This window comes from Coleofasciculus sp. FACHB-542 (assembly GCF_014695825.1).
Taxonomy (GTDB): Bacteria; Cyanobacteriota; Cyanobacteriia; order Cyanobacteriales; family FACHB-T130; genus FACHB-T130.
Genome location: NZ_JACJPB010000017.1, coordinates 181,160 through 195,114, shown reverse-complemented (window position 1 = coordinate 195,114; position 13,955 = coordinate 181,160). Strand labels below are relative to the sequence as shown.

Genomic DNA, 13,955 nt, shown 5'->3' with positions numbered 1-13,955 from the left:
TCGTCAAAAGCAGATGTGGAAGTGTAAAAATAATTATTAATCAGTAAAAATATTTGTGTATTTATTTATAGTATTTTTTAGCCGAAATATACATTATGAATTGGCTCGATCATTTAAGCGTGAACAGATGGAAAGATTCTCAGGTATGGGAATATTTTATAAATATTGTTTTTTATGGCTAATTGTTCATTGATTAGCAATCTTGCCATTAGCTGTCCCAAATTAGTTGCAGATGAATTGAGAAGTGGGATACATCTGTAAAGACATGACAGTCAAAAAGTCCCTACCGAACGTTAGAGCTGCACTATATTCCACCCAACTGACAAACGCTCTAAATTTCTCAAGCAAGCGATCGCTTCGCTGAGTGCAATACTCATGATTTTTAACCTCTCCCAAACGAAAAACTCCTCCCGTTGAGTTACAGGAGAAGCTTTTCAGAAGACTTGAGTGTTGACAGACTTTAGGCTTGAACCATGCCACCAGCAGCTTGAAAACGAGCGCGGGCGCGTCTGAGGGCTTGAGTTGCTTGAATTTGCTCTTGACGGGAACCACCACCCTCAACCTGATTAAGCCTCGCCTCAGCTTCGGTATAAGCAGCACGGGCTTGTTCCCGATCGATTTTGTCGCCGCGCTCGGCACCGTTAACCAGAATGGTTACTTCATTCTCATCCACTTCTGCAAAGCCACCCATGAGGGCGATGGGCACCCAATCTTTACCAGAACGGACACGCATGACACCGATATCCAGTGCGGTCAATAAAGGAGCATGACCGCTGAGGATACCGAGTTGACCTGTAGTGCTAGGCAGAATTACTTCTTCAGCACTAGAATCCCAGACAGTTCTGTCGGGAGAAACAACGCGAACAGTTAAAGCCATAATTTGTGAGTTGTCAGTTGTTAGTTGGTCATTGGTCATTGGTCATTAGTCATTAGCCAGTGAAAAAAGGCTAATGACTAATGGCAAATGCCTATGGACTAGCTTTTGATTTTTTCAGCTTTAGCGATCGCTTCTTCAATATTGCCGACCATGTAGAAAGCCTGCTCTGGCAATGAATCCAGCTCTCCAGACAGAATCTTCTTGAAACCGTTGATTGTTTCTTGCAGATTCACGTATTTCCCTGGAGATCCGGTGAAGACTTCTGCCACGAAGAACGGCTGAGACAAGAAACGCTCAATTTTACGCGCACGAGCCACCGTCAAGCGGTCATCTTCAGACAATTCATCCAGACCCAGAATGGCGATGATGTCTTGCAGCTCTTTGTAGCGCTGTAGCGTTGCCTGAACTTCACGAGCAATCGCGTAGTGTTCCTCACCAACAACACTGGGTTGCAACATGGTGGAAGTGGAATCTAGCGGGTCAACAGCGGGATAAATTCCCTTCGCTGCTAAGCCACGAGACAACACAGTGGTTCCGTCCAAGTGAGCAAAGGTGGTTGCTGGCGCGGGGTCGGTCAAGTCGTCGGCTGGTACGTAGACGGCCTGAATTGAGGTAATCGAACCTTCGGTGGTGGAGGTGATTCGCTCTTGCAGGTCGCCCATATCTGTTGCCAGAGTCGGCTGATATCCCACAGCAGAAGGCATCCGTCCCAGTAGCGCTGATACTTCCGAACCCGCTTGCACAAACCGGAAGATGTTGTCGATAAACAGCAGCACGTCTTGCTTACTGACATCGCGGAAATACTCAGCCATTGTCAGTGCGGCTAACCCAACGCGCATTCTCGCTCCGGGTGGCTCGTTCATCTGACCGTAGACTAGAGCGATTTTCGATTCGCTGAGGTTATCTTCTTTGATAACCCCAGATTCTTTCATTTCGTTGTAGAGGTCATTTCCCTCGCGGGTACGCTCTCCCACACCGCCGAACACAGACACACCACCGTGATTGATCGCGATGTTGTTGATCAGTTCCATCATAATGACGGTTTTACCAACACCAGCACCGCCGAATAAACCAATCTTGCCACCACGGCGATAAGGAGCCAGCAGGTCTAACACCTTGATTCCGGTTTCAAACACCGATGGCTTCGTTTCCAAGTCAGTGAACTTGGGAGCCGGACGGTGGATGGGGAAGGTTTCTTCAGTATTGACTGGCCCTTTATTGTCTACGGGTTCGCCAAGAACGTTGAAAATCCGACCCAGAGTGGCAGGGCCAACGGGTACGGTAATGGCAGCGCCGGTGTCTACTACTTCCATGCCGCGCACCAAACCATCGGTGGAACTCATGGAAACAGCACGCACTTGGTTGTCACCCAAAAGTTGCTGCACTTCGCAGGTTACGGACACGTCCTGTCCGGCTTCGTTTTTGCCTTCAACTTTTAAGGCATTGTAAATCTGCGGCATTTTGCCGCTGGGAAACTCCGCATCGATAACGGGACCGATGATTTGGGTAATACGCCCTACGTTTGTCTTGTCTGTGGTGGCTACCATGCTTGTGCCTATGTTGTGAATCTATCTGTATAGATACGGGAAAACAGTCTTAACATTTAGCAATGCCATTTTCCAGAGTACCACTGAAAGGATGCCGAATCTGTCTGGCGGCTTGAGTTGATCCCCATATAGGAATATAGGATGCGATCGCGCTCATGCGAAGCGAGGCTAACGCCTCGCGCAGAAAAAGTCAGTTCGCTCTTTCGTGTTCTGAATCGAGAGAGAGTACCGTATCATCTTTGGATTTCTGCCAGTGGCGGAGATTGCTCTAATTGTTGAATCAGTAACCAGATGACGGCACCAAGAGCCAGTTAGTAGCCATAAAAAAATGGCTGTGCCTCCTGAAAGACACAGCACTATCAAAAATTATGCTTCGGATCTAAGGTCTTACTCTTGTGCCTGAGATAGGCAAACCACCTAAACTATCTTTGCCATCCCAGCCAAATTAAGCTTTTAGTGCTTTTTGCTTGTGGCGACGGCTCATCAAAGTCATACCACCGACACTCAGCAAGCCGAGCATTAAGCTGGGTTCCGGAACATCCTGCGGAGGCGCTACGACTCCCACAGACTTACCTTTAATGAACACAGCGGAATCGAATGAAGTATCTCCTACATCCTTAATCTTGATGCTAAGAGTGTTCTTGGCGTTTTTGTTGAGCAAACCTTCAAACGTCAAGGTTTTGGTGTAACCATCTAACTCAGTACCAAGACTCCCTAGGGGATTGTTAATGTAGTCGGCATGATAAGGACCAGCCGCATTGGGAACAAGGTTGTTAATCGTGACGGTTTTGCCATCGGTCAACTTCGCTAGGTTGACGCCATTGAGCAACAGTTCAAAAGAGTCGTTGTACGCAGAACCACCCCACTCTACGAACTCTTCCGAGCCGAAGACATATTGGAAGAACAGCTTCTCTACTGAAGCGCCAGCATCAAAGCTAATATCGAGCTGAGCCAACGTTCCAGAACCTGAAGTACCTTCAGAATCATTAGGACCGACTACATCGGTGACATTCCCGGTACTCAAGACGATGCCGTCTTTCAAACCGAAGGGGTCGTCACTGAAAAGACCAAAAGCATCAGTATTGCCTGTGGCATTGACCGAAAAGTTACTCAATCCAGTCGTATCGCCCAACAGAGCATTCAGCAAAGCATTCGTATTGTTGTTTGGAGTTACCGTGAATGCCATTGCTGAATTCCCAAACATCGTCAGGGCAGCAGTAACACCAATAGCGGCTGAAGCAGAGATTTTACTAATAAGATTCATGGTTCGTCTCATACAAGATAGATGCTGGCAGTGAAAATGCCCAGGTGTTCGCAGCTTTTTTATAAACAGAAGCTGTAACTACTTAGAAAGTTTGTTCCTTAGGCTTACTTTTACTACAGGTACAAGTATGCGTATTTCGTAAAAGCTACTGATTAATTTTGATAATTCTTCAGCGCTTATACAAATCTATATTCGGCTCAAAATGTCAATAAGTGAATCTTATAAAGTTGGAGAAAGACGAACTGTAGAAATTACTTAGGCTTTAATGTTGTTTTTGCTTACCAGCTATCAAGGCATGAAAGCCTTTCCATGTAAGGTGTCTGCTCATCAATATTTATCCGCAGCTTTACAGAAAACTTACAATTATAAAATAACTTGCAAGGGAAGAATAGTTGCGGAATTTCTTATCCAATAAAGCTTTAATAGTAATTTGCTGCTGAAAAATAAATGAAGATTCTATGAAGCTCTAAGTTGACAACTACGTAAATTTACTTAAAAAGTATTACGTAGAACAGGTTTTTATTGGCTGCAATCTGCCTGCAAGAGCTTGGCTTCATCGTCGGGCGATCGCTTGTAAGGCATTCTTAGGCAAGACGCACTACGATCGCGCTAGTGGATGAGCAAGACGCGATAGCGAAGCGCTGACTTGTCAGTTCGCACCTTTATGTGAGGCAAGTGAATTCCAAGCGATCGCTCTCTTGTATACTCAATCGAGAGAGAATGCCGTCTCACCTTTGGGTTTCTGCCAGCAGCGGAGATTGCCCTCATCGTTGAATCAGTAACGAGATCACAGCAGCAAGAGCAAGTTAGTAGCCATAAAAAAAATCGCTGTGCCTTCTGTAAAGACACAGCTTTGTCAAAATTATGCGTTCTGAGTCCAAGATCAGACTCTTGCGCCTAAGATAGGCAAACCACCTAAACTATCTTTGCCATCCTGCCGGATTAAGCTTTTAGTGCTTTTTGCTTGTTGCGACGGCTGATCAAGGTCATACCACCAACACTCAGCAAACCAAGCATCAAGCTGGGTTCGGGAACATCCTTCGGAGGCTCTACGACTCCCACAGACTTCCCTTTGATGAATACAGCCGAATCTAATTGACTATCAGTTACATCCTTAATCCTGATGCTGAGAGTGTTCTTGGCATTTTTGTTCAGCAAACCCTCGAAAGCCAAGGTTTTGGTGTAGCCATCTAACTCAGTGCCAGGACTCCCTTCTGGATTGTCAATGTAGTCGGCGTGATAAGGGCTGTTGAGATTGGGAACAAGGTTGTTAATCGTGACGGTTTTGCCATCGGTCAACTTAGCTAGGTTGACACCATTAAGCAACAGTTCAAAAGAGTCATTGTACCCGGTACCAGCGTACTCTAGGAACTCTTCCGAGCCGAAGACATACTCGAAGAACAGCTTATCTACGGTAGCGTCAGCGTCAAAGCTAATATCGAGCTGAGCCAAATCAAAGGAACCCTCCGTATCACCTGGTGTTCCGAAACTTGTACCATTACCTGGAGCATTATTAGGACCCACTACATTGGTGACATTCCCGGTACTCAAGATGATGCCATCTTTCAAACCGAAGGGGTCGTCACTGAAAAGACCAAAAGCAGTAGCATTGCCTGTGGCATTGACCGAAAAGTTACTCAATCCAGTCGTGTCGCCCAACAAGGCTTGCAGCAAAGCATTCGTATTGTTGTTTGGAGTTACTGTGAACGCCATTGCCGAATTCCCAAACATCGTCAGGGCAGCAGTAACACCAATAGCGGCTGAAGCAGAGATTTTAGCAAAAAGATTCATAGTCGGTCTCATACAAGATAGATGCTGGCAGTGAAAATGCCTAGGTGTTCGCAGCTTTTTTATAAACAGAAGCTGTAACTACTTAGAAAGTTCGTTTCTTAGGCTTACTTTGAATACAGGTAAAAGTATGCGTATTTCGGAAGGGCTAGCATTAATTTTGATAATTCTTCAGCCCTTATACAGGTGTATATTTAACTCAAAATGTCAATAAGTGAATCCTGTAAAGTTAGAAAAAAACGATTTGTAGAAATTACTTAGGTTTTAATGTTGTTTCTACTTGTCAGTCATCAAGTCGTGAAACCCTTTCCAGACATAGTGTTTACTGATCAAAATTTATCCGTAGCTTTACAGAAAGTTTATAATAATAAAATAAGTTGTAAAGGAAGAATAGTTGCGGAATTTCTTCTCCAATAAAGCTTTAATAGTAATTTGCTGCTCAAAAATAAATGAAGATTCTATGAAGCTCTAAGTTGACAGCTACGTAAATTTACTTAAGTACGATTGCGTAGTAACAAGTTTTTATTGTCCACAATGTGCCTGCAAGACTTTGCTTCATCGTTGGGCGATCGCTTGTAAGGCATTCTTAGGCAGGACGCGATAGCGAAGCGTTGACTTGTCAGTTCGCACCTTTATGTGAGGCAAGTGAATTCAGAGCGATCGCTCTCTTATATACTCAATCGAAAGAGAATACCGTCTCACCTTTGGCTTCCTGCCAGCGGCGGAGATCGCCCTAATCGTTGAATCAGTAACGAGATGACGGCACCAAGAGCAAGTGAGTAGCCATAAAAAAAGCTGTGCCTCCTAAAAGACACAGCTAGCTAGCAGTCAAAATTGGGTTTTGGGTTAAACGTCGTACTCTTATGCCTAAGATAGGCACTCAACCACCTAAACTATCTTTGCCATCCCAGCCGGATTAAGCTTTTAGTGCTTTTTGCTTGTTTCGACGATTGCCAGGAATTTGTCCGGAATACATTCGCTTTATCTTCGGGCGATCGCTTGTAAGGCATTCTTAGGCAAGACGCACTACGATCGCGCTAGTGGATGAGCAAGACGCGATAGCGAAGCGCTGACTTGTCAGTTCGCACCTTTATGTGAGGCAAGTGAATTCAGAGCGATCGCTCTCCTGTATACTCAACCGAGAGACAATGCCGTATCACCTTTAGCTTCCTGCCAGCGGCGGAGATCGCCCTAATCGTTGAATCAGTAACGAGATGACGGCACCAAGAGCAAGTGAGTAGCCATAAAAAAAGCTGTGCCTCCTAAAAGACACAGCTAGCTAGCAGTCAAAATTGGGTTTTGGGTTAAACGTCGTACTCTTATGCCTAAGATAGGCACTCAACCACCTAAACTATCTTTGCCATCCCAGCCGGATTAAGCTTTTAGTGCTTTTTGCTTGTTTCGACGATTGCCAGGAATTTGTCCGGAATACATTCGCTTTATCTTCGGGCGATCGCTTGTAAGGCATTTTAGGCAAGACGCGATCGCACTGGTGAATGAGCCTCTAGCGCGATAGCGAAGCGCTGACTTGTCAGTTCGCACCTTTGGGTGAGGCAAGTGAATTCAGAGCGATCGCTCCTTTGTGTCCTCAATCAAGAGAGAGTACCGTATCGTTTGTGGATTTCTGCCAGTGGCGGATATTGCCCTCATCGTTGAATCAGTAACGAGATGACGGCACCAAGAGCAAGTTAATAGCCGTAAAAAAATCGCTGTGCCTTCAACGCTCGACAAGCCAAGGATTAAGCTGGGTTCAAGAACATCCTTCGGAGGCTGTACGATTCCCAGAGACTTCCCCTTAATACAGCGGAAGGCAATACACGCTGCGATCGCTATCCTTCATGCAGCGATGGATGCGATCGCTGTGATAGGGACACTCAAATTCAACATCCCTTCTCAAAAAAACTGCCGTGCCTCCGGATGGAAGACACAGCAGTTCTCAATATTGGTTTTATATTCACTTAGGACTGTTTTCCTATTTGTTTTGCCGTTTCCCCAATAGCCACGAAACGGAACCTAACGCACCAAACGCTAATATACTCAAGCCAAAAGAGGATTCAGGAACAGCCGCAACTGTACGGGATGCCAGACGAAACTCAGCCATGCCAAACCCATGAGCAGCACCGTTCGAGAGATCAGTAATTTTGATGGTGGAAAGGAAATCTCCCTCAGTGGCGTAGAACCCAAAATACTTAGCACCTGACAAACCACTGACTTTCTGCAACAGGGTGGTCGAGGTACCATTCATACCCGTTACGGCGATGTCGAATAAGCCAAAGAGGTTTGGCTCCACATATAAATCAAATGCACTAATACCGCCAGGCAGTGTAATCGTCGTGGTTAAGACATTCCAGCCGCTAAAATATACCTCCCCGGTGTAGCCATGACTCCAGGTTGTCCAACCGGAATTAATATTTATTTTCTGAACCTGGGGGCTGAAGGTCAAATTGCCCAACGGCGACGAGAGAGTCGAGAGAATCGAAAACTCTGGTAGGGAACTATTTTCTACCTGAACCATATTGAAACCCAGCTTAGATAGGGCATTTGACCCTGTTGCCCATGACGCTGAATCATCCACTGCGAGAATTGCCGCTTTGAGGGGGGGTGCATTCGCGCACATCCCTCCCACGGAGAAACAGGCTACTCCAGCAGCAGTCATAGATAGTTTTTTCATAAAACTCAAGGCACTCATAAAACTTTTTTCTAAAAAAGTGAATATTGACTGTATAGGTTGCCCGTTCGGATTGAGGGAATCTTGAGGATTTCGTGGCGATCTCAAGCCCAAGCACCGCCAAGGATGACTAATGAGGATTTCGGTTACTCTCAGATAGAATCAATCGCTACAGAAGAATTTTGAAGGTTTTGTGTCAACCGTTCGTCAAAGCCGCTCTGGATATAACTTTTTACAACTTCGTGCCTATACAGTTAAATGTTGATAACCGTATATTCTCTGACGTGCCAATATCACTGTTGTTTCAATAAAACCTACAAATCTCCTTGTGTCTTTGTATACTTTTAAAAATCAAAATTTTGTTGTACATATTTCTGTGCAAAGTCTGGCATATTTTTTGAATAGATTACCAGTACCTTTCGATAATCTTTATTGAAACAATATATTAAAATCGCTAATTTGAATCAAAATCGGAAGCCGAAATCAGCCCTCAGACTGAATTTATATGACTCGGTTAATGCTAATTCGTAAAAAATTATACGAAGGCTTCATGAATTTTTAATAAAGGCTCGCTGTTGAGAATAGGAGTTTAATAGCCTTTCAGCGCGATCGCCCTGCAACTTCACTTTCTAGAGGCGATCGCATCGGGTTTTAGGGATGCAGAACGCTGATTTGGCGCTGATTTGGCGCTTTTTCGGCTCGCGCCGTGCAGATACTCCCCAATCCGCCATAAACTACGCAAAGTCGTTATTGGATATCCCCCACCCCCCCTTAAATAAGAGGCTTTGACGAAATTTTCTCCTTTGAAAAAGAGGTTTGGGGAGAGCAGCCAAATCATTGCGGCATAGGCTAACTGCAAAGTAGCTGCTTTGCAGCTAGCGTGTTGGATGTAACGTGAAGTAGCAAATAGTATTGCCCAATACACCTCTCATCTCTGGTAACAATTGCGATGCCTTCCAAGGAAGATCCGGCAATTGCTAATTTTTCCTTGCAGTTAGTTAAGGATGTTTATCCCTAGCTTTCTGTTCCCATTTTCGCTTCAGCATTTCATTGTGATTATTAGCACTAATCACCCATCCCCTGAATGCAGAATCTGGTTCTCCAGACACTTCCTAAACCTGTGGATTCCACGTCATCCCATTTTGAACTTTAGATTTGGGATTATTGATTTGGAAATGCCGCTTGATAGGCAGTTTCAGAGATTCAAACCATACAAGGGTCGCACCAAATATATGACTTTCCCACATGGTTGCTACCTAGCCATTTGAAAAGCTACTGTACGATTTGTAACTGAAATTTTTCCCTTTTTTAGTCCTACATAAACTTATATGGAATTTCCCGTTTATAAATTGGGGAGAAGCAATATGCTCTTAGCATTCGCTTTTTGACAAAATTTTTATCTAGATATGAGAAATCAGCAGGTTGGGCTGTGCCAACCTGCCTAACCAAGAAGCTAATTTTTTAGGGATGTTTGCGCTTGCGGATAGCACCCGCACCAACAGCACCAAACGCCAATAGAGCGATCGCACTCGAAGGTTCGGGGACGTGTTCAACCGTCACATCAAAAGAACTGAAAGCAAATCCACCATCGCCATCAGAGACTCTCAAGCCAACGGTATAAGTCCCGCTATTGCTAAAAGCCCACTGCCCCGCCGTGCCGGTGAAGTCATCAAAAATGCCATCATTATTGATGTCCCAGTCAAAGCTGAGCAGATCCAGGATGCCCGGATCGGTTGCGGTAGCCGCAAAATCAAACTTCTGGTTTTCTAAAACCGTGAGCGCCGAAGTGATGCTAGTAATGGTGGGGGCAACGTTCTCAACCGTCACGTTAAAACCACCGTTAGCATACCCGCCATCGCCATCTGAGACTTGCAACCCGATGGGGTTGAAACCTTCATCGGCAAAGGAAGATTGCCCGTTGGGTCCAGTGAAGTTATCAAACAGACCGTTGTTATCTAAGTCCCAATTGTAGGTGAGAACATCATAGATTCCCGGATCGGTTGCGGTGCCATCAAAATTAAAGCGATCGCCTTCTTTAATGGTTAAATTTGGGGTCAGGCTAGTGATGGTGGGGGCAACATTCAGAACCGTCAGCGTTCGAGTGACGGGCACACTATTCTCACCTCGACTATCCTGTGCTTGCGCCGTTAAGGCAAAACTTCCCTCATCTGCATAAGTCCCTAAGGGTACGGACAATGCACGGACTCCTGAAGTATTTGGATCGCTACCAACGACATTCCCATTTAGCAAGAAGGCGATCGAGTCGGGATCGGGATCGGTCGCATACAGTATCGGCGATACCGATTGACCCTCATAAATTGTGTAATTGTCGAAACTTAGAACCGGCGCGATGTTTGGAGGTGGTGGCGGTGGTGGCGGTGGTGGCGGTGGTGGCGGTGGTGGAGGTGGTGGCGGTGGGGGTGGTGGTTCTAAGGGCTTCACTGGATCGGCGGTGGTGCCGCTATCCGTATCGGCGATAAATCGCATTGTCCCGTTAAATCCGCCGTTCCAGGACATCGACAGTGCCCCAAATAAGTCGCCTCTTGAAATGTCAATCGGAACTGAGTAGGCATAGGCAGAGGGAGATTGCCCTGATAGTACCTGGAACTCCCAACCCTCTGCTGACCCAGGCGTATTCTGGGGACCATTTAAATAAGGATAAGTATCAAAAACGGCATTTCCAGGAATTGCATTGATTAGCAGCGAGGCAATGGGGCTGACGCCGGAGTGGGTCAATCTCCAGCCGTATGCACCATAGGCTGGATCGTAACCGTATGTATTACCCGCTTGGGTGAGAGACCAGCCATTTCCAAATGCTCCTCCCGAAATAGAATCTGTCACCCCCCAAGTTGCCGTTTGGGAAGTCCCATCCAGGAAACCAACTGTAATCTGCATCCCACTCATCATGTTTCCGGTCGTTGCATAACCGGAGAGAGTGGTTGCTAAAGAGGGTGCGGCTGTTCCCAAAGCGATACAGGTGGTCGCGACACCGGCTGATAGATGTTTCCACAAAGAGGTAGTCATTGAACCGGCTCATCCTCAAAAGTAGATATTATTAATGCTGCAACGGGTTTTATCGATGCCCCGCTCGGACTCCTGAAAAGCTCTTTTTTTGTGGAAAAAGAGTTTTAAATGTTGGAGTGATTCTCTTTTTATTGTTAAAGGCAACCCATAAATTTCCTATCCACCCACAGCAGTAAAAACAACCAATCCGGTTAAGTTTGGCTTTAGACAGGGGATGAAGTTAGATGAAGAATTAGATTAATTCGCCCTAAGTTTGCATGAAAACTTAAGTTCGCTCTTAGGAGACAGGAGAACATAAAAGCCTGAGAAAGAAGCCGATTTATTTTAGTTTCAAGAAATAAAAATAGGATTAAAAACTTGATGAAGGCTTTAATAGGATGAGTGCCCCCCTCCCGCAGATGTCAGGAAGTTCCTATGCACAGTAGCGAACTGACTCTTTCAGCGCTAGGCTAACGCCTCGCTTCGCATGAGCGCGATCGCATTGAGCGCATTCAGGAGCGATCGCTATTATGTATCCCCAGGCTCCGCATCTGCTTTGACCCGCCGGATGGGCAAATTGGCAATCAATGCCGTTGCCCGTTGGTTACTTTCTAGAGAAAACTCCAACCCCTCTGCCTCGATTTCGACATAGCGAGAGACGACTTCCAAGATTTCCTTCCGCATTGACTCCACCATCTCTGGTGTTAAATCAGCTCGATCGTGGGCAATGACCAATTGCAGGCGGCGCTTGACTTCCGCGCGGCTGTTGTCAGCACTAATGCGAGGAAAAAGTCGTTCTAAAAGTTCGCTAATCATGGATCGGGCAGATGTGAAGGTTAGATAATCTTAGACCACAATAATTTTCGGATGCGAGAAAAGAAGTTGTCATTCCCAGCATCCAAATTCAGAAACTCAATTGGCTCCCCTTCTAGGCGGCGGGCAATGTTGAAAAATGCCGTTCCCGGTAGGGTGGGATTTTCAGCCAGTACCAGAGGTTCGCCCCGATTGGTGGAGACAATGACCCGCTCATCGTCAGGAATCACACCAATTAAAGGAATGGCGAGAAGTTCCTGCACATCTTCTACCGACATCATGTCATTGGCTTGCACCATTGCCGGTCGAATGCGGTTGACGATCAGGTGGGCACGCTTAATGTTTTGGGCTTCTAGTAAGCCGACAACCCGGTCAGCATCCCGTACCGCGGCAATTTCTGGCGTTGTCACAATCAAGGCTTCCTGGGCGGCAGCGATCGCATTCTTGAAGCCCATCTCAATCCCCGCCGGAGAGTCAATCAAGACATATTCGTACTTCGCAGCTAATTCATTAACCAGCTGTTTCATCTGATCTGGGCTAATTGACTCCTTGGTTCGGGTTTGGGCAGCGGGTAATAATACCAGTCCCGGTTGCCGCTTATCTTTCACCAACGCTTGATCTAACCGACATTCGCCTGCCAGGACTTCAACCGCCGTGTAGACAATCCGATTTTCCAGCCCCAGCAGCAAATCCAAATTTCTCAAGCCAAAATCCGCATCGACTAGAGCAACTTGACGCCCCGCCCTAGCTAAAGCCATACCTAAATTTGCCGTTACGGTGGTTTTCCCCACCCCTCCTTTGCCGGAGGAAATCACAATAATGCGACTCATGTTGAAAAGTTCTTAGCTTCGTTTTAGTGCGTGAATGTATAGGGGCGAGTTTAATCGAATTGTCTATTCTCCCACAGCTATGCCTAGTAAATTCGCCCTTGAGAGAGTTTTGATTTTGGTGTTTTAAATTAGGTCAATCAATTATTTTTGAGTTTTTTTGTTTTGAGTTCAGTATATACTTACTCCTCAAAAATAATAACGCCTTAACTTAAAACTAGCGCCAAACTGAGGGCAGGCACCAAGTAGACATCGCCCTTACAACCCCTACAGAACTTATCACTCGCCCTAGATTGCCTCTTTAACGTCCAACCCCCATCGATAAAGACTGAGTTTTAGAAAACTCAGTTGTTCTTGCGATCCGAATTCCTTCCGGCGTTACGTAGGCAACTTCCGGATAAAATTGAGCGGGTGGATTTTCCGGTGCCCTCGCCAGATAATCAGCGATTCGCAGTTGGGTGGGTTCCATCTGTAGCGCCATAATTAAACACTCTTGATTGCCCTCGGCACCAGCATGAGCAATCCCGCGCAGACGTCCCCACACTAAGATATCGCCCGATGCGATGATGCTGCCGCCCGGATTCACTTCTCCCAGGATAATGACAGTACCGGGATGACGAATTTCCACTCCCGAACGCACAGTCGTTTGCACATATAGGGGTTCAGCTAATACAGTCGTTGGCGGCGAAGGCGGTTGATTGAGGGGGGAAACCGGAGGTGCCTGTTCCACCGAGTAACCGGCTGCTGCTGCCGCAACAGCAGTTTGACGGCGACTGGTGTAGACACGCTTGAGTTGCAACCGATCTTCGGCAAGGGCATCTGCGATCGCTTGCAGCTGGCGTCCATCTAATAAGCGATCTTTTGCCACCAAATGCACCTCTGTATTCGGCTGCCAGAAGCGTTCACCGGCATTGAGGCGCTGCTTCAGCTGTTGCCAAAGGTCAGACCAGCTAGCCGTGGTGGGTGTCTCCGCTTCCGGGGGCAAAATTAATGTCAGCCACCTCTGGTCGCTTTTGATGCGGACTTGTTCGTGGCAATTTACTTCCCCTGTATTTTCGGGAACAACTGAAACAGCTATCGGAACGGACGAATCAGAAGTCATGGACGAAAAGCCTGACCTGGGTGGATTGACTAATTATCCATGATATAGGCAAGCGGCATCAGGGCA

9 protein-coding genes are annotated in these 13,955 nt (G+C 46.3%); all 9 read right to left on the bottom strand.

What is annotated here, in order from left to right:
* Positions 1–460 precede the first annotated feature (460 nt).
* A complete protein-coding gene (atpC, locus tag H6F52_RS04460; protein ID WP_190428339.1) occupies positions 461–877 on the bottom strand; it encodes an ATP synthase F1 subunit epsilon in 417 nt (138 codons plus the stop codon).
* Positions 878–975: 98 nt separating this feature from the next.
* A complete protein-coding gene (gene atpD, locus H6F52_RS04455) occupies positions 976–2,424 on the bottom strand; it encodes a F0F1 ATP synthase subunit beta (RefSeq protein ID WP_190411654.1) in 1,449 nt (482 codons plus the stop codon).
* A gap of 445 nt (positions 2,425–2,869) precedes the next feature.
* Positions 2,870–3,688 carry a choice-of-anchor L domain-containing protein gene (locus tag H6F52_RS04450; protein ID WP_190525564.1) on the bottom strand — a complete coding sequence of 273 codons (819 nt, stop codon included), beginning with the start codon at positions 3,686–3,688 and terminating at the stop codon, positions 2,870–2,872.
* A gap of 942 nt (positions 3,689–4,630) precedes the next feature.
* On the bottom strand, positions 4,631–5,479 hold the full coding sequence (locus H6F52_RS04445; protein ID WP_190411652.1) for a choice-of-anchor L domain-containing protein: 849 nt from the start codon (positions 5,477–5,479) through the stop codon (positions 4,631–4,633).
* 1,969 nt (positions 5,480–7,448) lie between these two features.
* Positions 7,449–8,147, bottom strand: coding sequence for a hypothetical protein (locus H6F52_RS04440; protein ID WP_206754025.1), 699 nt, complete (start codon positions 8,145–8,147; stop codon positions 7,449–7,451).
* A 1,458-nt stretch (positions 8,148–9,605) separates the two neighbouring features.
* The gene (locus tag H6F52_RS04435) at positions 9,606–11,168 is read right to left on the bottom strand and encodes a PKD domain-containing protein (protein ID WP_190532223.1); all 1,563 of its coding nucleotides are present in this window, start codon (positions 11,166–11,168) and stop codon (positions 9,606–9,608) included.
* Positions 11,169–11,675: 507 nt separating this feature from the next.
* Positions 11,676–11,963: a cell division topological specificity factor MinE gene (gene minE / locus H6F52_RS04430; RefSeq protein WP_190426276.1), complete on the bottom strand. Its 288-nt coding sequence runs from the start codon at positions 11,961–11,963 to the stop codon at positions 11,676–11,678.
* A 20-nt stretch (positions 11,964–11,983) separates the two neighbouring features.
* A complete protein-coding gene (gene minD, locus H6F52_RS04425; protein WP_190411646.1) occupies positions 11,984–12,790 on the bottom strand; it encodes a septum site-determining protein MinD in 807 nt (268 codons plus the stop codon).
* Between the two features lie 298 nt (positions 12,791–13,088).
* Entirely contained in the window at positions 13,089–13,889 is an 801-nt protein-coding gene (minC, locus tag H6F52_RS04420; protein WP_190432437.1) for a septum site-determining protein MinC, read from the bottom strand.
* Positions 13,890–13,955: the final 66 nt, after the last annotated feature.